Consider the following 20,019-nt stretch of genomic DNA (forward strand, 5'->3'; position numbering starts at 1 on the left):
GCTGACGTTTTCCGGAGATCTCACTCCCGCGACGCTGCTGCGGCGCTACAAGCGTTTTCTCGCTGACGTCGAATTCGCGGACGGCACTATCGCGACCGTGCATGTCGCCAATCCCGGCGCGATGACCGGCCTGCAAACGCCGGGCGCTCGAGTCTGGCTGTCGAAATCGGCCAACGCCGCGCGCAAGCTGCCGTGGTCATGGGAATTGATCGAAGCCGATTTCGGCGGCGGCCCCGAACTGGTCGGGGTCAACACCATGCACCCCAATCCGGTGGTCGCGGCCGCGCTGGCGGCGGAGACGATCCCCGAACTGGCCGGCTACACGACCATTCGCCGCGAGGTGAAATACGGCACCGGCTCGCGGGTCGATTTCCTGCTCGAGCGGCCCGAGCGGCCGCCCTGCTATGTCGAGGTCAAGAACGTCCATCTGATGCGCTCATCCGGCATCGCTGAATTTCCGGATTCGGTGACGGCGCGCGGCGCGAAGCATCTCGATGAGCTGGCCGCGATGGTCGCGGCCGGGAACAGGGCGGTGATGTTGTTCGTGATCCAGATTGGTTCCGCGACGGCCTTTTCGCTGGCGCGCGACATCGACCCCGCCTATGGCCGCGCTTTTGACCGGGCGCGCGAGGCCGGCGTCGAGGCGCTCGCCTGGACCTGCAAGCTCAGCCGCCAAGGCATCACTCTCGATCGGCCTGTTCCGATCCAGTCCTGACGATAGACAATAGACAATAAGAGTGATCTGCCCCGCCGTGTCGGCGGCTTGCACAACCGGCCCGATCCATTAGATTGGGGGAAATTCTCCAATCATTTCCACACTCCGGCCCCACGAACGACGCTGACATGAATTACGTTGAAGCCACCGACGCCTCCCTGCGCAAGACCGGGCAGATCAAGCTGCATGGCCCTGCCGCCTTCGCCGGGATGCGCAAGGCCGGCGCCTTGGTGGCGCGGTGCCTCGACGAGCTTGCGTCCATCGTTCGGCCCGGTATCTTCACCTCGCAGATCGACGATTTCGTCCGCAAGTTCGCATTCGGCCACGGCGCCTTTCCGGCGACGCTGATGTATCGCGGCTACCGCTATTCGACCTGCACCTCCATCAATCATGTCGTCTGTCACGGCATGCCCGGTGACCGCGCCCTCAAGGAAGGCGACATCGTCAATATCGACGTGACGTTCATCGTCGACGGCTGGTATGGCGATTCCAGCCGCATGTACGCGGTTGGCGCAGTATCGCGCCGCGCCGAACGACTGATGGACGTGACCTACGAGGCGATGATGCGCGGGATCGCCGCCGTCAAGCCCGGCGCCACCACCGGCGACATCGGCCATGCGATCCAGAGCTTTGTCGAACCGCAACAGATGAGCGTGGTGCGCGATTTCTGCGGGCACGGTCTCGGCCGCCTGTTTCACGACGAGCCGAACATCATCCATATCGGCCGGCCGGGTGAAGGCGTCGTGCTGCGCCCCGGCATGCTGTTCACGATCGAGCCGATGATCAATCTCGGCAAACCGCACGTCAAAATCCTTTCCGACGGATGGACCGCGGTGACCCGCGACCGCTCGTTGTCGGCGCAGTTCGAGCATTCGGTCGGCGTCACCCAGACCGGCGTCGAGATCTTCACGCTCTCTCCCGGCAAGCTCGACAAGCCGCCTTACGCGACGGCCTGACGCGGCTTCGTCCGATTGCGGTAAAACTCCGGTCATCGGAACATTTGGCTATTGCAAATCGGATTCAGCGCGGCATGGTTGGCATGTCACGCGAGCGACATTGCCTGCCATGTCTGAAATGTCCGACGACTCTTCCAAGCCAGGCGGCTTTTCCGAAGCGCCGCACTATCACGGCCACCGCGAGCGGCTGCGCGACCGTTTTCGCGACGCCGGCGCCGATGCGCTGTCCGACTACGAACTGCTCGAAATGGTGCTGTTCCGCGCGCTGCCACGCCGCGACGTCAAACCTCTGGCCAAGACGCTGATCGGAAAATTCGGATCGTTCGCCGAGGTCGTTCATGCGCCCGAAGCGCGGTTGCGCGAAACCAGCGGCCTCGGCGATGCCGCCGTGACCGAGTTGAAGCTGATCGCGGCCGCCGCGAGCCGCGTCGCCAAGGGACAGCTCAAGCAGCGCACCGTCTTGTCCTCATGGTCCTCGGTGATCGACTATTGCCGCGCGGCGATGGCCTTCGCCGACAAGGAGCAGTTTCGCATCCTGTTCCTCGACAAGCGCAACCAGCTCATTGCCGACGAGTTGCAACAGGTCGGCACGATCGACCACACGCCGGTCTACCCGCGTGAAGTCGTCAAGCGTGCCCTCGAACTGTCGGCTACGGCGATCATTCTGGTCCACAATCATCCATCGGGCGATCCGACACCCTCAACCGCCGACATTCAGATGACCAAAATCAATCATCGCGATCGCCAGTTCGCTGGGCATCTCGGTTCACGATCACATCATCGTCGGCAAGAACGGCCATGCCAGCCTGAAGGGCCTGCGGCTGATGTGATAGCCGGACGCGATTTCACTCGTATGATCCATTACGCAATTATCTCGTCACGGCTCAGCTTGTCCCGGCCATCCACGTCTTAGATTTCCTGCCAGAAGAAGAGTGAGTGCTCGGCCCAAAGGCCGGGCATGACGCCTTTCAAGTTCTACGCACCCACATTTCGCTCGCGGAAATCTATTGCCGCATCATGATCAGGGGATCTGCGCTGTCGGGAACGCGCCGCCATTGCGCGTTGTCATCGGCTTCAAAACGCCAGACCTCGCCCTTGGCCGACTGCAACAGCATTTCGCCGCGCTCGATGCGCCACAGCGTCGGCGCGAAGCTCGCGACCATGGCATCGCAGCGCGGCTTGAGAAAAACCTGGAAGTTGCCGTCGCCGGCATCGGTGTTGGTGAGCGTCAGTCCGCAAATGGCGTTGCCGTTGCCGCGCACCATCGACCAGTCGCCGATCATCTGGTCAGCGGATTTCGACAATGCTCGTGCGGCTTCGAGATTCTGCAACAGATAGACGCCCTCGCCCGGACGCAAGCCCTCGAAAATGCCGCTCTCAACCTCGGTCATGTCGATCACCGGCTGGCCCTGCGCGTCCTGAAGGCGAACGATGTCCAGCCCCTTGATGCTCCACGACGCGACGCTTTTCATGAAAGGCAAGACCTCGCCGCAACCCTTTTCAAGCTCCAGCCTCTTGCCGTCCTGCCGCACCGCGTCGCCGCGCAACGTGACAACGCAGGTCTTGTCGCGGCCCGCCGTGGAGAACTCCCATTGCCCGACCATGTTTTCGGTCAACGATGTCCCGCTCTGCGCAAGAGCCTGCGACCAGCCCGCGACGACAATAGCGATCGCGGCGCAAGCCACGACACTCCCGAAGGAGCATAAACCATTGATCACGGAGCTAGGCGCGGCCCGAGCCATGGTCAGCGGGCTTTGACGGGCGTTTCGGCAATCGGCGTCAGCGGCGCCTTGCCGTCGAACCACAGTTTCAGATTGTCGACGACCAGCTGATCCATCGCATTGCGCGTCGCGATGGAGGCCGATCCGATGTGCGGCAGCAGCACGACGTTCTGCAGCGCGCGCAGTTCCTCAGGCACGTTCGGCTCGGCTGCGAACACATCGAGGCCAGCGGCCATGATGGTGCCGTCCTTGAGTGCGGCGATCAGCGCCACTTCATCGATCACCGATCCGCGCGCAACGTTGACGATCACGCCGGTCGGGCCGAGCGCCTTCATCACATCGGCGTTGACGATCTTCGCGGTCGAAGCGCCGCCCGGCGTGATGACGACCAGCGTGTCGACATCCTTCGCCATCTCCAGCAGGCTGGGATAGTGCTTGTTCTTCACGCCCTTCGCCGGATTGCGCGAATGATAGACCACCGCGACCTGCGACGCCTCGAGACGGCGCGCGATCGCCTGGCCGATGCGGCCCATGCCGACCATGCCGACGGTGCGGCTGCGCAGTGAGCCCTTGCTCAGCGGATAGTCCTTGGTGGCCCACTTGCCGTCGCGCACATAGCGATCAGCCCCCAGAAACTCGCGCAGCGTCGCAATCAGCAGACCCAGCGCGACATCGGCGACCTCCTCGGTCAGCACGTCCGGTGTGTTGGTGACGATGATATTGTTGTCGCGGGCAAAGCTCGAGTCGACATGGTCGTAACCAACGCCGAAGCTCGAAACGATTTCAAGTTTCGGAAAATGCGACAGCGCGGCCTTGTCGGCCTTGACGAGGCCGGTGACGGCGATGCCTCGGATGCGACCAACGACATCGGCCGACAGGCGTTCGAGATCGTGATGGCTCTGGGCCTTGTGCAGGACGAAATTCGGCGGGAAACCGTTGTCAACGGTCGGCTTGGATTGGCCGTAAATCAGCAGGTCGATCTTTTCTTGGGAATTGTTTGCAGCAGCCATCAGATATCCTTTCCAAGCGCACTTTCGTGCCAGCGTCGTAGCACAAGATACGACACCAGCGAGAGAACCATATAAATCACAATCCCGGCGACGGACAGCAGCAGCAGGGCCGCGAACATGCGCGGAATGTTGAGACGGTAGCCCGATTCCGCGATCCTGTACGCCAGTCCGGACCCGGCGCCGGCCGAACCGGCAGCGATTTCAGCGACCACCGCACCGATCAGCGATAGTCCGCCCGCGATCCGCAAGCCGCCGAGAATATAGGGCAGCGCCGAGGGCAGTTTCAGGTAGCGCAGCGTCTGGGTTCGTGACGCACCATACAGTTGAAACAATCCGGTCAGGTTCCGATCCACGGACTTGAGCCCGAGCGTGGTGTTGGCCAGCACCGGAAAGAACGCCACGATCCATGCGCACGCCACCACGGCGGCATGTTGCGGCAGATAGATCAAAAGCAAAGGCGCAATCGCGATCACCGGCGTCACCTGCAGAATCACCGCATAGGGCAGCAGCGAATACTCGAGCCATTTCGAGCGGCTGAACAACAGCGCAAGCGCAATGCCGCCGACCGCCGCCGCGGCGAAACCTTCCAGCGTGGTCAGCAAGGTCGTCAGCAGCGACGCGAACAGCACCGCCCAGTCATGGATCAACGTTTGCAGCACCAGACTGGGAGCCGGCAAAATGTACGGCGGGATGCCCCGGACGCGCACGAACGCTTCCCAAACCGCAACGGTCGCCATGAGAACCACCACCGGCAGAACGATGCGCAGCAGTTTGGTCGCGGATGTCTCGCCCGCCGTCATCGGCCGGCCCTCACATCGGATGCCTGCGCCAGCGCGGCGGAGACTTCGCGGCAGTGCGCGGCGTATTCGCCCGACGTGCGGAAATCCTCGCCGCGCGGCTCCGGCGCATCGATGCGGCATTCCGCTGCGATCCGCCCCGGCCGTGGCGTCATGACGATGACCCGTTGCGACAGATAGACCGACTCGAACACCGAGTGAGTGACGAAGATCACGGTCTTTTTCAGCTTGCGCCACAACGTCAGCAGATCGTTGTTCAGCTTGAAGCGGGTGATCTCGTCGAGTGCTGCGAACGGCTCATCCATCAGCAGGATGTCAGGATCGGTGGCGAGCGCCCGCGCCAGCGACACCCGCATCTTCATGCCGCCAGACAGTTCGCGCGGATAGACATCGGCGAATTCGCTTAACCCGACCTGTGCCAGCGCATCGTTGATGCGCGCATCCGCATCGCCGCGCGCACCGAGCCGGAACGGCAGCCGGACATTGTCACGCACGCTCGCCCACGGCATCAGCGTCGGCTCCTGAAAGACGAAGCCGATGCCGCGCCCGCCGCCATGCGCGCCGGACAAGGTCCCGACACGACCCGCCGTCGGCGCACTGAGCCCGGCTATAATGCGCAGAGCGGTGGATTTGCCGCAGCCCGAAGGCCCGAGCAGCGAGATGAACTCGCCTTTGCGCACATCGAGGTCGATCGGCCCCAGCGCCATCACGCCGTTATCATAGACCTTGGTGACATCGCGCAGACTGACGGCGATGCCCGCGGACGACATCGCCGTGCTATCGGATTCGAGGATCGGGGTATCGCTCACCGCGCCGCCATTACTTGCTGGACTTATCGGGCCGCAGGTCGAGACCGACGCCCTTGTTGACGAACCGCAGCGTATAGGCCTTGCGGTAATCGATGTCGCGTTTGACCACGCCGGCACGCACCATCTTGCTGAAAAAATCCGCCATCCGGTCATCGCTCATGGCGCCGATGCCGTCCTTGAGCGTGTCACCGGAATCGACAATGCCGTATTCCTTCATCTTGGCGACGGAATAGGCAAGCAGTTCGTCGCTCATCTCCGGATTCAATTTCTTGATCAGATCGTTGCCCGGCTTGTTGTCGCCGTAGATGTAATGATACCAGCCGATGATCGACGCATCGACGAAACGCTGCACCAGATCTGGCTTGTCGTCGGCGAGCTTCGAGCGGGTCTCGATCAGCGTCGAATAAGCGTTGAAGCCATAGTCGGCGAGCAGGATCACCGTCGGCTTGAACTTCGCCTGCTTCTCGACCGCGAACGGCTCGGATGTCACATAGCCCTGCATCGCGCTGTTCTTGTCGGCGATAAAAGGCTGCGCGTTGAATGTGTAGGGTTTCACCTTGTCTTCGCTGAACTTGAACTCGGTTTTCAGCCACTGAAAATAGGTCGGCATCCCTTCCTTCGACACGAACAGCGTCAGCGGCTTGAGATCTTCAAGTGTTTTCACTTTGGATTCCGGATGCGCGAGAAACACCTGCGGATCCTTCTGGAACATCGCCGCCACCGCGACCACCGGTACCTTGTTAGCCACGGCGTCGAGTGATTGCAGATTATTGGCGCTCATGAAGAAGTCGAGCTTGCCCGCAACCAGCAGCACCCGGTTGTTGACGTTGGGACCGCCCGGCACGATCGTGACATCGAGGCCGTAGCTCTTGTAGGTACCATCGGCGACCGCCTGAAAGAACCCGCCATGCTCGGCTTCGGCCACCCAGTTGGTGCCGAACGACACCTTGTCCAGCGTCGGGGCCGGCGGAGGAGCCGCTTTTTGCGCCGATGCGGAGCCCGCCAGCGCCAACACGGCGACACCGGTGGTTAACGCTCGCAGCAAAAGGGCTGGGGTCATGATTGGACTCCGTCGATCATTCTGGCCCATGATAGGAACCGAGGGCGCACGATCCATGGATTTTTGGGATCGAGGCCAATGAGGACTCTCAAGTTACTCCGCAAATCGATGCAATGAAACGGCGATGACAGGCACGATTCCTCCCCGCGACTGGACCCATCTCCGCTGGCCGGACATCGACGCCGCCGCCTGCGCGGACTGGATCGCGGTATTACCGCTGGCTGCCACAGAACAGCATGGCCCGCATCTGCCGCTCGGCACCGACAGCATGATCGCCGAGGCGTTTCTGGCACGTGTCCATGACATCCTACCGAAAGACATTCCCGCGACCTTCCTGCCGGTTCAGTCAATCGGTATTTCAACCGAGCACATCGACTATCGCGGCACGCTGACGCTGCCGCCCGAGGTGGCGCTGCAGAGCTGGATGGCGCTCGGCGAAAGCGTGGCGCGCGCCGGTATCCGCAAACTGGTGATGGTCACGAGTCACGGCGGCAACAGCGCGGCGATGACGCTGGTGGCGCAAGAACTGCGCGCGCGGCACGAGATGCTGGTGGTTGCCACCGGTTGGCATCGCTTCGGCATGCCCGATGGACTGTTCGCCGTCGATGAAGTGCGGCACGGCGTCCACGGCGGCGCGATCGAAACCTCGATCATGCTGGCGGCGCATCCTCAGCACGTCCGCAACGACAAGATTGCGAACTTTCGTCCCGTCAGCGCGCAGATGGACAAGGATTTCCACTGGCTGTCAGCGCATCGTCCGGCGCCGTTCGCCTGGCAGGCGCAGGATCTTCACGCCAGCGGCGTGACTGGTGACGCCACCCTGGCAACAGCGGACAAGGGCCGGCAATTGCTCGATCATGGCGCGCGCGCGTTCTGCGAATTGCTCGCCGACATGCAGGCGTTCGACCTCAAAATGCTCACGCACCGCCCCAAGGCCTGAGCAGGCACCCATTAAATCCCTGAAATACTTTGTGTTTCGACTGACAGAAAATTTCTGCCGCCGAGATCGAACCGATTGGCGCGCACCCCCCACCAATGGACATGCGGACATGATGTCCGCCCCCGATTGAGGATGGAGAGTCTCATGTCGATCAAGACCAAAATCGCCGCTTTCGCCGTTGCCAGCCTTGCCCTGAGCGGCAGCCTCGCGGCCACCACACAGCAGGCCGAAGCGGGTCACCGCGGCATCGGGATCGGCGTCGGCCTCGCCGCCGGTGCGCTGTTCGGCGCGGCGGTCGCCAGCAGCGCTTATGGCGCCCCGGTTTATGCCGACGGCTATGCCTATCGCCGCTGCGCCTGGGTTCGCCAGTTCGACGCATACGGCAATTATGTCGGCCGCGTCCGCACCTGCGATTACTAATCCAACTTCTTGAGTTGCGTCCGGCACGGTGCCTCATCCACATCGCGCCGGCCAGGGCCCGCCCGGTTGTCCCCCCGGGTGGGCCTTTTCTTGTCTGGTCCGTCTCTGCGGTTCAGCATCCCGTTAGAAAGGCGAGCTAGTTGCAAACTATTCGCAAAAATAGTTGACAGCAATTCGCAATAACGATTTGGTTGATCCCAAGCTTCGGGGGACATCTCATCGTGAAAATCCGTGACAACCGGAAGACAGCCCACCCATTCATTTCTTCCGGTGGTGACGGCCCGCCCCCGGTGACCCATGCTGACGGCTGCGCGGCGATGCCATTACCCCTCCGTCGCCGCAAGCGACCCGGGAGAGCGCACCTCATGAAGCGGATCTATGCCAGTCTACTTCTTGGCGTTCTTCCCTTCGGCGGCATCGCTGTGGCCGCCGATCTGCCGCGGCCGTTTCCGCCCGCTGAACCGTTTGACTGGCGTGGGCTCTATATCGGCGCGCATTTCGGCTATGGCGGTGGCCAATCAAGCGCGACCATTTTCGATCCGGCACCTTTCGCGAGCAACCACACCTACAGCGGCGTCAATGGCGGCGTCCAGGCCGGATACAACGTCGTGCTGCCATCGCGCTTGCTGCTTGGCGTCGAGGCGGACCTGACGTTTCCAAGCGCCCTCGAATCCAACACCAATGTCTCGCGCATCATCACCGTGAACTCCGATCTGATCGAGCGGATGGATTACGTGGGAACGCTGCGCGGCCGTATCGGCTACGCCGCGCCGGACTGGATGATCTACGCAACCGCCGGCTTCGCCTGGACCGGCGAGCGCTTTCTCAACACACCGCCGTCAGGACTGGACGAGAAAAAGCTCCATACCCGCACCGGTTGGGCGGCAGGTGCGGGATTCGAATATGCGATCGCGCCGCAATGGACCGCGCGGCTCGAATATCTCTACAGCAGCTTCGGCGATGCCGACGTCACGCTGGCGTCGGGCACGCGCTCTGCGTCGGCGATGGATTTCCAGACCGTGCGCATCGGCCTCAACCGCAAGATCGACTGGCCGGGATCGGGCAAGCCACCATCCACAAACGCGAGCAACACGAGCGGCTCGGATATGTGGGAAATCTACGGACAGTCCACTTATCTGGCGCAGGGCTATCCGAGCTTCCACGCGCCCTACTCCGGCATCAACTCTCTCTCGCCCAACGCGCAGGCGAAGGCGACATGGAGCAACAGCCTTTATCTCAACGCGCGGCTGTGGGACGGCGGAGAAGTCTATTTCAATCCCGAACTCTCGCAGGGCTTCGGCCTCAGCGACACCGTCGGCCTTGCCGGCTTCTCCAGCGGCGAAGCGCAGAAATCGAACTTCCCCTCACCGCGCTTCAATCCGACGCGCCTCTATCTGCGCCAAACCTTTGGCTTCGGCGGCGAACAGGAAACGCTGGAAAGCGGCCCGACCCAGCTCGGCGGCAAGGTCGACGTCTCGCGGCTGACGATTCAGGCCGGCAAGTTCGCGGTGCTCGATGTGTTCGACAACAACGCCTACGCCAAGGACCCGCGCAAGGATTTCATGAACTGGGCGATCTGGGCGCCCGGCGCGTTCGACTATGCCGCAGACAAACTCGGCGGCACCTACGGCGTCGCCGCCGAGTTCAACCAGAAATCGTGGGCTGTGCGCGCCGGCTATTTCCTGATGGATGCGGAATCGAATTCCGCCAATTTCGACATGCGCGTGTTCGAGCGCGGCACTTATGCGCTCGAACTCGAGCAGCGCTACGCGCTGTTCGGCAGGCCCGGAAAATTCCGCACCATCGCCTGGCTCAACAGCGCGTTCTCGGGAAGCTACCGCGAAACGTTCGACAACCCGGCGCTTAATCTCGACATCGCCCAGACCCGCAAGGGCCGCTTCAAATACGGCTATGTATTCAACGTCGAGCAAGCCGTGACCGACGATATCGGCCTGTTCGGCCGCTGGAGCTGGAACAACGGCAAGACCGAGATCATGGCTTTCACCGACATCGACGCCAGCCTGTCGCTCGGGGCTTCGCTCAAGGGCACATCATGGGGCCGCCCGGACGATGTGATCGGCATCGCCGGCGCAGTCAACGCGCTGTCGCGCGACCATCGCGACTTCGTCGCCGCCGGCGGACTCGGGCCACTGATCGGCGACGGCCGGCTCAACTATCGCGAGGAAAGCATCATCGAGGCGTACTACGCGCTCGCGCTGACCAAGCACATGACCTTCACCGCCGACTACCAGTTCGTGCAGAACCCGGCCTACAACGCCGACCGCGGACCGGTATCGATCTTCTCCGGGCGTCTGCGTGGGGAGTTTTGAATCGCGCGATCTGTCATGGCCGGACTTGTTTCGGCCATCTCGTTTAGAGACGCACTCTGCCGGTCTAGACCGGATCACCGGCACAAGGCCGGTGATGACATTCACATGTGAGGCAGGATCGCGGCCCGCCCGTCGGAAATGTCACGCAAGCACCGTTCACATGCCTCGATGAGACCTCACATCAACGCCTTCGCCGCGAACGAGCTTGCCTGCGCAAGCTCCCAGGCGTCGCGGAAGCGGGGGTTGTCGGTGCCATCCAGCAACTCGCCGGGACGAAGCTGCGGATAGAGCCGCGCGAACGACAGCACATCGGTGCTGGAAATCCGGTGCGAGAAATGGATCGGCCGGATCTCCTGCGGGTGCTGAAGACCCGAGGCAGCGAGCAGCTCCGCCAAGGCATGGAGCGTGGCGCGGTGATAATTGTACACGCGGGTGGTTTTGTCCGGCACCACCAGCGCGCGATTGCGCGTGGGGTCCTGCGTCGTCACGCCGGTCGGGCAGCGATCGGTATGACAACTCAGCGACTGGATGCAGCCGAGCGCAAACATGAAAGCGCGCGCCGAGTTGCACCAATCGGCCCCGAGCGCCATCGCCCGCGCCAGATCGAACGCGGTCGCGATCTTGCCGGCGGTGCCAACGCGAATCCGATCGCGCGCGTTGATACCGATCAGCGCGTTATGAACGAAGTTCACGCCCTCGCGCATCGGCATGCCGAGGTGATCCATGAATTCGGCCGGTGCCGCGCCGGTGCCGCCTTCGTTGCCGTCGACCACAATAAAGTCCGGATAGATGCCGGTTTCCAGCATCGCCTTGCAAATCGCGAGGAATTCCCAGCGATGGCCGATGCACAGCTTGAAGCCGGCGGGCTTGCCACCGGACAACCGCCGCATCTCGCCAATGAATTTCATCATCTCGATCGGCGTCGAGAAGGCACGATGCGAAGCAGGCGAAATGCAATCCTCGCCCATCGCGACGCCGCGAATCCTTGAAATTTCTTCGGAAACTTTCGCCGCCGGCAGCACGCCGCCATGGCCGGGCTTGGCACCCTGGCTGACTTTCAGCTCGACCATCTTGATCTGGTCGTCGGTCGCGACGCGCGCGAACTCTTCGGCATTGAACGAACCATCGCGGTTGCGACAGCCGAAATAGCCCGATCCGATTTCCCAGATCAGATCGCCGCCATTCTCGCGATGATAGGGGCTGACACCGCCTTCGCCGGTGTCATGCGCAAAGTTACCCTTCTTCGCGCCGGCATTGAGTGCTCGCACTGCGTTCGGGCTGAGCGCGCCGAAGCTCATCGCCGAAATGTTGAGCACCGATGCCGAGTACGGTTTGGCGCAATCCGGACCGCCGATCGTGATCCGGAAATGCGCATCGGAAAGCGGCTTGGGTGCGACCGAATGATGCATCCATTCGTAGCCGTCTCCGTAAATGTCCTCCTGAGTGCCGAATGGGCGTTTGTCGAGCACCATCTTGGCGCGCTGATAGACCACAGCGCGGGTATCGCGGCTGAACGGCTTGCCGTCCTTTTCGCTCTCGAAGAAATACTGCCGCATCTCGGGGCGGATTTCTTCCAGCAGAAAACGGATGTGCGCGGTAATCGGATAATTGCGCAGCACCGCATGGCTCTTTTGCAAGAGATCGCTGAAGCCGAGCGCTGTCAGCCCGCCGAAAATCAGGATCGGTATCCAGAGAAACTTGAAGAGCCTGGGCTCGAAGCCGCCGAGCGTCACCAGAAGCGCCGTGATGACCGCGCAGATCGTCAGAATGATGAAACGCGGCGAGAACGGTAGCATAAGCGTTTCCATGACATCCCCGATGGCAAGACGCGCGGACTGGGCAATTTCCTAGATCAAGATGGATGCGCCAGAATGACAAAAGTTACAAACCGGGCATCATCCCGGAAAACTCCCGCAGTATACACAAAGATTGCACGTTTTGCCGGAGATCGTGTTTTTCGAATCCGCGCCGGCCGACGCGTCCCTCAATGACGATGAGGGCGCAACTCACCCGGGATATGGCTTTTCTCGAGGCCGCCATCGGCGATCCATCTCCCGGTGCTCTTGATCGCCCGGTCGATATGCTCGGCGGTGCGCGAGAAATCGTAAGGTGAACCGACCAGAGGGCAGAGCGGCGGGACCACGCTGTAATCGATGGCCGGGTCAAGGTATTCCAGTTCGGTGGTCATCTGGCGGGCGATCAGCAGCGTCAAGGCGTGCAGCGCGTTAGCCACCGCGCCTGCCGGCGGCGCATGTCCCGCACACGCGTAGCCGGTCGGCAGGATGATGAGCCGCATCGCGCCCTTGTCGATCGCGGTCCGGATCGGGGTATTGCTCGAGATCGCCCCGTCGGCGAGGTAGAGGCCGTCATGCTTCACCGGGGCGAAAGCGCCGGGGATCGAGGTGCTGGCGACGATGGCTTCCACCGCCGAGCCTTGCGATAACACCACCGCATCGCCGGAAACGATGTCCGTGGTGACGATGTGAACCGGAATTTTCGCATCCTCAAGATTTTTGTACGGCAGATGATCGTCAACCAGCTTGCGCAGGCCATCATGCGAGATCAGGAAATCACGCCGCCACAGGAAACCGGCCAGGGTGCGTAGCGAGACCGGAAACACATCCTCGCGGGTCAACCCGCGCCAGATCTCGGCAAGCCTCTCAACCCCTGCGAGGGTTGGATTTCCGGCGTAATAGGCACCGTTCATCGCGCCGACGCTCGAACCGACGACGATGTCGGCGACAACGCCGTGCGCCGCCAGCGCCTGCATCATGCCGACCTGAATGGCGCCAAAACTGCCGCCTCCGGCAAAGACAAACGCCGTCGAAGGCCTGGCATCGGCCGTATTCGTGGGCGCGATCTGCTCGCTCGATGGCACCAATGGAGTCGTCGCTCCGGCGGGGCCGGAGCATTCAACCCCGGATACGGGATTTATATATCAATACACGCCGGAAGGGAGTCATCACGATTGCCTGTATGCCGTCGCTGGCGGCCGCCTGCTGAGGACTTTGTACGAGATACCCCCACCCCGGCTTCGCTTCGCCATAGCCGATGCGAAGCATCGGCGCGACTTCAGTGCAGCGATCGTCCCTAGGGGAGAGGGAGAAGAAAGACGAGCGGCGCCTCACACGCTCTGACATGGCTGAATTTATTCCGGCCATCCCGCTCAGGGATGCACTTTGCCCATTGAATCGGGATGCCCGGGACATAGGCGACCGGAAGCGACACCGTTCTTCGAACGGCTATGCCCCGGCATGACAATACTCCAACAATCAGCGCGCCTTTTCTCCCTACCCCACAAACGAACGTAGCGGCTTCTCGTGAAGCGCGACGATATCCTCGCTGCCGTTCACGCGCGGATAGAGTTCGCGCACCATCGGATCATGACCGGGAATGACCCGATCCGGATGGCCGGCGAGTTGCTCAACTTCGCGCCAGCCCTCACACATGTCGCCGAGATTGTAGAGGATCGGAAACGGATTGCGGCGGTGGATGTTGCCGTAATAGTGCGCGGCGTCCGAAGCCAGCACCACGGGACCTCGCTTCGTTTCGACGCGCACCACCTGCAAGCCATCGGAATGGCCGCCGACATGATGCAGCGGGATGCCCGGCGCAATCTCATCGTCACCATCGTGAAACACCACACGATCGTTGAACACATGGCGCACCATCAGCGTGACATCCTCGCACGAGAACGGATGACGTAGCACACCGTGGCACATGCAGCGCCCGGTCGCATACATCATCTCGCGATCCTGCAGATGAAAGCGCGCATTGGGGAAGCGGTCGAGATTGCCGGCGTGGTCGTAATGCAAATGCGTGACCACCACATCGCGGATGCTCTCGGGCTTCACCCCAAACTTCGCCAGCGCATCGGCGGGATTGATGGTCAACGTCCGCGCGCGCTCCTTCGCCGCGACATCGTTAAAGCCGGTATCGACGAGAATATCGCCTGATTCACCACGGATTAGCCAGACGAAGTAGTCGAGATCGGTGCCTTCATTGTGCACGTCGGGATAGAGATAATTCTGCTGGGGTCCTCGCCCGGTCATGGTGGCATAGCGCAGCGCGTACATTTCGTAGGTGTTGCCCAAGGTTCGCCCCCATCATCTTGTTGTTTGACGGCGCAACCTTACGATCGCGCAACGTGCCGTGCAATCCAGCTCGCGCCGAAACAGAGCACGATCAGAATCTCTTCACAACGGTGCGATTGTCTCTACCCGGCGGAACCTTCGCTGCGGTGCGGCGTTTTCCGTTTCTCACGCGACCGCACCGCGGCCATCCTGCACATATCGATTTGCGGACATTTGGAATGAATTTCGCGCATCTGAAGAATGACGGGCGGCCGCGCTCACGCGAGCGCGACATCGACGAATTGTGCGTCAACACCATCCGCACCCTGACCATCGATGCCGTTCAGAAAGCCAATTCCGGACATGCTGGAACGCCGATGGGCATGGCGCCGGTGGCCTACACGCTGTGGCAGGAGGTCTTGCGTTACGATCCCGCCGATCCGCTGTGGCCAAACCGCGACCGCTTCGTACTGTCCGCAGGCCACGCGTCGCTGTTGCTGTATTCGCTGATCCATCTGTCCGGCGTCAAACGCGTTCACGACGGCCACGTGACGAATAAAGGAGCGGTCTCGCTCGACGACATCAAATCGTTTCGCCAGATCGACAGCGTAACGCCGGGCCATCCCGAATTCGGCCACACCACCAGCATCGAGACCACCACGGGGCCGCTGGGGCAAGGCTGCGGCAACAGCGTCGGCATGGCGATCGCCTCGCGCTGGCTGGGCGCGACATACAACCAGCCGCAGCAGACCGTGTTCGATTTCAATGTCTACGTCATCTGCAGCGACGGCGATCTGATGGAAGGCGTCGCCAGTGAGGCGGCCTCGCTGGCGGGCCATCTCGGGCTCGACAATCTGTGCTGGATCTACGACAGCAACACCGTGACCATCGAGGGTCACACCGAATTGGCCTTCAGCGAAAACGTCGCCGAGCGTTTTCGCAGCTATGGCTGGCACATCGTCCACGTCCCGGATGCCAACGATCGCCGGCGCGTCCGCGAGGCGCTCGACGAGTTCAAGGACACCAAAGGCCGCCCGACGCTGATCGTCGTCAACAGCATCATCGGCTACGGCTCGCCCGACAAGCAGAACACATCGGCGATTCACAGCGACGCGCTGGGTGAAGAGGAAGTCCGCAAGACAAAAAAATTTCTTGGCTGGCCGGAAGATGCACAGTTCCTGGTGCCGGACGGAGTTTATGACTGTTTTTCCGAGGGCATCGGACAGCGCGGCGCCAAATTGCGCGCCGACTGGGAGAAATCCTTCGCCTCCTATCGGAAAGAGTATGCAGACCGTGCGAATGAGATCGAACGCGGACTGCGCCACGAATTGCCCGACGGCTGGGACCACGAGCTGCCGGAATTCAAGGCCGACGCCAAAGGCATCGCCACCCGCGAGGCCTCGGGCAAGGTGCTCAACGCGATTGCCGCGCGCGTACCCTGGCTGTTGGGCGGCGCGGCCGATCTCGCTCCCTCGACCAAGACAAAGTTGTCGTTCGACAACGCAGGCGTGCTGGAGAAAGCAACGCCCGGCGGCCGTAACATGCATTTCGGCGTTCGCGAACACGCGATGGGCGCGATCGTCAACGGCATGGGCCTGTGCCACTTGCGCGCTTTCGGCGCGACCTTCCTGATCTTCAGCGACTACATGCGGCCGCCGATCCGGCTCGCCGCGCTGATGAAGCTGCCGGTGTTTCACGTCTTCACCCACGATTCCATCGGTGTCGGCGAAGACGGCCCGACCCATCAGCCGGTCGAGCAGCTTGCGGGCCTGCGCGCGATTCCCAATCTCGTCGTGCTGCGGCCCGCCGACGCCAATGAGGTGCGCGAAGCCTATCGCGTCATCATGAATCTGAAGGATCAGCCGGCCGCACTGGTGCTGAGCCGTCAACCACTGCCGATCTTCGACCGCACGCAATTCGCGCCCGCAGCGGGATTGGCGCGCGGAGCCTATGCCATGGCCGAATCCGGCAAAGGCCCGCCACAGGTGATCCTGATCGGCACCGGCAGCGAGGTGCAGCTCTGCGTCGCCGCCTATGAAGAACTCACATCGCGCGGTATTCACGCCCGGGTGGTCAGCATGCCGTCATGGGACCTGTTCGAACGGCAGGATAAATCCTATCGCGACAGCGTGCTCCCGCCCGGCATTGCCGCTCGCGTCGCAGTCGAACAGGCATCGCCACTCGGCTGGGACCGTTATACGGGGCTTTCAGGCGAGATCATCGCGATGCATACTTTCGGCGCGTCTGCGCCCTTGAAAGACCTTTTGACAAAGTTCGGCTTTACGTCGGACAAAGTCCTCGGCGCGGCGTTGCGTCAGATCGAACAGAACAAGGCATCATGAATCCCGTCAAGGCACTTCAAAAACACGGCCAGGCCGTCTGGCTCGATTTCCTCGCCCGCGGCTTCATCGCCAAGGGTGAATTGAAAGCACTGATCGACACGGACGGTGTTCGTGGCGTCACCTCCAACCCATCGATTTTCGAGAAGGCGATCGGCGGCAGCGACGAGTACGACAGCGCCGTATCTGCCTTGCTCAAGGAGCGTGACCGGACGGTCGGGGATCTTTACGAGGCGCTTGCGGTGCAGGACATCCAGAAGGCAGCGGACGTGCTGCGCCCGGTGTTCGACGAGTTGAAAGGCGCGGACGGCTTCGTCAGCCTTGAAGTATCGCCCTATCGGGCGCGCGACACCGCAGGCACCATCGCCGAAGCCCAGCGCCTGTGGCGCGATGTGAAGCGCGACAACCTGATGGTCAAGGTGCCCGGCACCCGCGAAGGCGTTCCGGCGATCGAGAAACTGATCTCGCAGGGCATCAATATCAACATTACGCTTCTGTTCTCGCAGACGATGTATGCCGACGTTCTTGAAGCCTATCTCAACGGTCTTGAAACCTTCGTCGCCGCGGGCGGCGATCCGAAAAAGATCGCCAGCGTCGCCAGCTTCTTCGTCAGCCGCATCGACACCGCGGTGGACAAGCAACTCGACGAGAAGATTGCAGCCGCCAACGACAAGGATCAGAAAGCGCATCTCGAATCGCTGAAGGGCAAGGTCGCTATCGCCAACGCCAAGCTCGCCTATCAGCATTACAAGAAGGTGATCGCCTCCGATCGCTGGAAAAAACTCGCCGCCAAGGGCGCGCAGGTTCAGCGTCTGCTGTGGGCCTCGACCGGCACCAAGAACAAGGCGTACAGCGACGTTCTCTATGTCGAGGAGTTGGTCGGCCGCGACACCGTCAATACCGTCCCGCCGGCGACGCTCGATGCCTTCCGCGACCACGGCAAGCTGCGCGACAGCCTCGAAGAGAACGTCAAGGACGCCGAGCAGGTTCTCGCCGATCTCGCCAAGGCCGGGATTTCGCTGGATGCGATCACCGACAAGCTCGTCGATGAAGGCGTGCAGTTGTTTGCCGAAGCCGCCGACAAATTGCTCGGCGCTGTCGCGCACAAGCGCGCGGCGATGCTCGGCGCCAGCGTCGATGGACAGGCGCTTGCCCTCGGCGCCGATCTCGACAAGGCCGCGAAGGCGCTCGCGGAAGACTGGCGGGCGGATGGAAAAATCCGCGCGCTGTGGCGGCGCGACGCTTCGGTGTGGACCGGCAAGGACGAGGCCAAATGGCTCGGCTGGCTCGATGCGGTGGAGCGCGAACAGGCCGCGCTGACGACATACAAATCGTTCTCGGATTGGGTGAAGCGCGAAAAATTCACCGATGCCGTCGTGCTCGGCATGGGTGGCTCGAGCCTCGGGCCTGAAGTGCTGGCGCTGACCTTCGGACGTCAGGGCGGATTCCCGCAGCTGCGCATCCTCGACTCGACCGATCCGGCGCAGGTGATGCGCACTGAGGCATCGGTCACGCTCGGCAAGACGCTGTTCATCGTCTCGAGCAAGTCCGGCGGCACCACCGAGCCGAACGCGCTGATGGATTATTTCTTTGCACGCGTTGGCGAAGCGACCGGGGGCGAGGCCGGCAATTACTTCGTCGCCGTCACCGACCCCGGTTCGTCGCTGGAGAAGGTCGCGAAAAACCGCGGCTTCGCACACATCTTCCATGGCGAGCCGACCATCGGCGGCCGTTACTCGGTGCTGTCGCCGTTCGGGCTGGTGCCGGCCGCAGCGGCAGGCATCGATCTCACCAAATTTCTCGATCTCTCGGCGGCAATGGTCCGCGCCTGCGGCGCCGACGTGCCGCCTGCGGAAAATCCCGGCGTGCAGCTCGGGCTGGCGCTTGGCGCTGCCGCCAAGGCTGGACAAGACAAGGTCACGTTGAGCGCCTCAGAACAGATCGAGGATTTCGGCGCGTGGGCCGAACAGCTGATCGCCGAATCCACCGGCAAGAACGGCAAGGCGCTGATTCCGCTCGAGGGCGAAACCCTCGGCAAGCCTGAGCTCTACGGCCGCGACCGCATTTTCATCGACCTGCGGTTGAAAGGCGATGACGATAGCGACCGAGAGGCCGCGCTCGCCGCGCTGGAGAAAGCCGGACACCCGGTGATCCGTATTGCAGTCACCAGTCCCGACCACATCGGCCAGGAATTCTTCCGCTTCGAGATCGCAACCGCTGTCGTCGGTGCAGTGATGGGTATCAATCCGTTCGACCAGCCGGATGTCGAATCGGCCAAGGTCAACACCCGCGAGCTGATCGAGGCGTTCGACAAATCCGGCCAGTTGCCGGATGAAAGTCCCGCCGCAACCGACGGCAGCATCGCGATCTTCACCGACAAGAAGAATGCGGAGGTGCTACGCAAGGCCGGCGCCGACGGCAGTCTTGCGTCCTGGCTCAAGGCGCACCTCGGACGCATCCAGCCGAACGACTACGCCGCGCTGCTGGCCTATGTCGATCACGACGACGACAATGTCGACGCCGCGCAGACCATCCGCATGGCGATCCGCAATCAAAAACACGTTGCCACCTGCGTCGGCTTCGGCCCGCGCTTCCTGCATTCCACCGGGCAGGCTTACAAAGGCGGGCCCAACACCGGCGTATTCCTGCAAATCACCGCGGATGACGCCAAGGACCTGCCGGTGCCGGATCAGAAGGCGAGCTTCGGGATCATCAAGGCGGCTCAGGCGCGCGGCGATTTCGATGTCCTGACGTCACGCGACCGGCGCGCCCTTCGGCTCCACATCAAGGGCGATGTCGCCAAAGGCCTCGCCGACATCCACGCCGCCGTCAACACCGCGCTGAAATAG

Annotated in this window: 15 protein-coding genes and 1 pseudogene; 8 read left to right on the forward strand and 8 right to left on the reverse strand. The window is 62.1% G+C overall.

Annotated features, from left to right (window positions below):
• Window position 1: 1 nt before the first annotated feature.
• The 3 genes and pseudogenes from sfsA to radC all read left to right on the forward strand — a co-directional run bounded on the left by sfsA (window position 2) and on the right by radC (window position 2,501).
• Entirely contained in the window at window positions 2–715 is a 714-nt protein-coding gene (gene sfsA / locus ASC80_RS17435) for a DNA/RNA nuclease SfsA (protein WP_056300936.1), read from the forward strand.
• Window positions 716–843: 128 nt separating this feature from the next.
• Window positions 844–1,671: a type I methionyl aminopeptidase gene (gene map / locus ASC80_RS17440; RefSeq protein WP_056299843.1), complete on the forward strand. Its 828-nt coding sequence runs from the start codon at window positions 844–846 to the stop codon at window positions 1,669–1,671.
• A gap of 109 nt (window positions 1,672–1,780) precedes the next feature.
• A pseudogene (gene radC / locus ASC80_RS17445) lies at window positions 1,781–2,501 on the forward strand (RadC family protein).
• A 174-nt stretch (window positions 2,502–2,675) separates the two neighbouring features.
• Here radC and ASC80_RS17450 read toward each other — a convergent pair.
• The 5 genes from ASC80_RS17450 to ASC80_RS17470 are packed head-to-tail and all read right to left on the reverse strand — an operon-like array spanning window position 2,676 to window position 7,068.
• Window positions 2,676–3,413, reverse strand: coding sequence for an AprI/Inh family metalloprotease inhibitor (locus ASC80_RS17450; protein WP_056299846.1), 738 nt, complete (start codon window positions 3,411–3,413; stop codon window positions 2,676–2,678).
• 2 nt (window positions 3,414–3,415) lie between these two features.
• Window positions 3,416–4,402 (reverse strand): 2-hydroxyacid dehydrogenase, encoded by a 987-nt coding sequence (locus tag ASC80_RS17455; protein ID WP_056299849.1) that lies wholly within the window; start codon window positions 4,400–4,402, stop codon window positions 3,416–3,418.
• Window positions 4,402–5,202: an ABC transporter permease gene (locus ASC80_RS17460; RefSeq protein WP_056299852.1), complete on the reverse strand. Its 801-nt coding sequence runs from the start codon at window positions 5,200–5,202 to the stop codon at window positions 4,402–4,404. The genes ASC80_RS17455 and ASC80_RS17460 overlap by 1 nt, the downstream gene beginning before the upstream one ends.
• Window positions 5,199–5,969, reverse strand: a complete 771-nt coding sequence (locus ASC80_RS17465) for an ABC transporter ATP-binding protein (protein ID WP_056299854.1) — start codon at window positions 5,967–5,969, stop codon at window positions 5,199–5,201. Before ASC80_RS17465 ends, ASC80_RS17460 begins: the two co-directional genes overlap by 4 nt.
• 49 nt (window positions 5,970–6,018) lie before the next feature.
• Window positions 6,019–7,068 (reverse strand): ABC transporter substrate-binding protein, encoded by a 1,050-nt coding sequence (locus tag ASC80_RS17470; protein WP_056299857.1) that lies wholly within the window; start codon window positions 7,066–7,068, stop codon window positions 6,019–6,021.
• Window positions 7,069–7,192: 124 nt separating this feature from the next.
• Between ASC80_RS17470 and ASC80_RS17475 the strand changes: the two genes are divergently transcribed.
• The 3 genes from ASC80_RS17475 to ASC80_RS17485 all read left to right on the forward strand — a co-directional run bounded on the left by ASC80_RS17475 (window position 7,193) and on the right by ASC80_RS17485 (window position 10,758).
• Window positions 7,193–8,008, forward strand: a complete 816-nt coding sequence (locus ASC80_RS17475) for a creatininase family protein (protein ID WP_056299860.1) — start codon at window positions 7,193–7,195, stop codon at window positions 8,006–8,008.
• Window positions 8,009–8,152: 144 nt separating this feature from the next.
• Complete coding sequence (locus ASC80_RS17480) at window positions 8,153–8,428, forward strand: hypothetical protein (protein WP_056300940.1); 276 nt, start codon at window positions 8,153–8,155, stop codon at window positions 8,426–8,428.
• 365 nt (window positions 8,429–8,793) lie between these two features.
• Window positions 8,794–10,758 (forward strand): carbohydrate porin, encoded by a 1,965-nt coding sequence (locus ASC80_RS17485; RefSeq protein WP_056299862.1) that lies wholly within the window; start codon window positions 8,794–8,796, stop codon window positions 10,756–10,758.
• Window positions 10,759–10,934: 176 nt separating this feature from the next.
• Here ASC80_RS17485 and ASC80_RS17490 read toward each other — a convergent pair whose 3' ends face one another.
• The 3 genes from ASC80_RS17490 to ASC80_RS17500 form a co-directional block, all read right to left on the reverse strand.
• A complete protein-coding gene (locus ASC80_RS17490) occupies window positions 10,935–12,566 on the reverse strand; it encodes an FMN-binding glutamate synthase family protein (protein ID WP_056299864.1) in 1,632 nt (543 codons plus the stop codon).
• Between the two features lie 176 nt (window positions 12,567–12,742).
• Window positions 12,743–13,639 carry a patatin-like phospholipase family protein gene (locus tag ASC80_RS17495; protein ID WP_349509668.1) on the reverse strand — a complete coding sequence of 299 codons (897 nt, stop codon included), beginning with the start codon at window positions 13,637–13,639 and terminating at the stop codon, window positions 12,743–12,745.
• Between the two features lie 409 nt (window positions 13,640–14,048).
• Entirely contained in the window at window positions 14,049–14,852 is an 804-nt protein-coding gene (locus ASC80_RS17500) for an N-acyl homoserine lactonase family protein (protein ID WP_056299867.1), read from the reverse strand.
• Window positions 14,853–15,070: 218 nt separating this feature from the next.
• Here ASC80_RS17500 and tkt point away from each other — a divergent pair, with 218 nt between their 5' ends.
• Window positions 15,071–17,173, forward strand: a complete 2,103-nt coding sequence (tkt, locus tag ASC80_RS17505) for a transketolase (RefSeq protein WP_056299870.1) — start codon at window positions 15,071–15,073, stop codon at window positions 17,171–17,173.
• Window positions 17,170–20,019, forward strand: a complete 2,850-nt coding sequence (locus ASC80_RS17510; protein WP_056299873.1) for a bifunctional transaldolase/phosoglucose isomerase — start codon at window positions 17,170–17,172, stop codon at window positions 20,017–20,019. Before tkt ends, ASC80_RS17510 begins: the two co-directional genes overlap by 4 nt.

The sequence above is a fragment of the Afipia sp. Root123D2 genome (assembly GCF_001425835.1).
Lineage (GTDB): Bacteria > Pseudomonadota > Alphaproteobacteria > Rhizobiales > Xanthobacteraceae > Afipia.

Bases quoted from the DNA above. Each gene is read 5' to 3' on its own strand.
- map (WP_056299843.1), top strand. From the start codon at position 844: ATGAATTACGTTGAAGCCACCGACGCCTCCCTGCGCAAGACCGGGCAG.
- ASC80_RS17450 (WP_056299846.1), bottom strand. From the start codon at position 3,413: ATGGCTCGGGCCGCGCCTAGCTCCGTGATCAATGGTTTATGCTCCTTC.
- ASC80_RS17455 (WP_056299849.1), bottom strand. From the start codon at position 4,402: ATGGCTGCTGCAAACAATTCCCAAGAAAAGATCGACCTGCTGATTTAC.
- ASC80_RS17460 (WP_056299852.1), bottom strand. From the start codon at position 5,202: ATGACGGCGGGCGAGACATCCGCGACCAAACTGCTGCGCATCGTTCTG.
- ASC80_RS17465 (WP_056299854.1), bottom strand. From the start codon at position 5,969: ATGTCGTCCGCGGGCATCGCCGTCAGTCTGCGCGATGTCACCAAGGTC.
- ASC80_RS17470 (WP_056299857.1), bottom strand. From the start codon at position 7,068: ATGACCCCAGCCCTTTTGCTGCGAGCGTTAACCACCGGTGTCGCCGTG.
- ASC80_RS17475 (WP_056299860.1), top strand. From the start codon at position 7,193: ATGACAGGCACGATTCCTCCCCGCGACTGGACCCATCTCCGCTGGCCG.
- ASC80_RS17480 (WP_056300940.1), top strand. From the start codon at position 8,153: ATGTCGATCAAGACCAAAATCGCCGCTTTCGCCGTTGCCAGCCTTGCC.
- ASC80_RS17485 (WP_056299862.1), top strand. From the start codon at position 8,794: ATGAAGCGGATCTATGCCAGTCTACTTCTTGGCGTTCTTCCCTTCGGC.
- ASC80_RS17490 (WP_056299864.1), bottom strand. From the start codon at position 12,566: ATGGAAACGCTTATGCTACCGTTCTCGCCGCGTTTCATCATTCTGACG.
- tkt (WP_056299870.1), top strand. From the start codon at position 15,071: ATGAATTTCGCGCATCTGAAGAATGACGGGCGGCCGCGCTCACGCGAG.
- ASC80_RS17510 (WP_056299873.1), top strand. From the start codon at position 17,170: ATGAATCCCGTCAAGGCACTTCAAAAACACGGCCAGGCCGTCTGGCTC.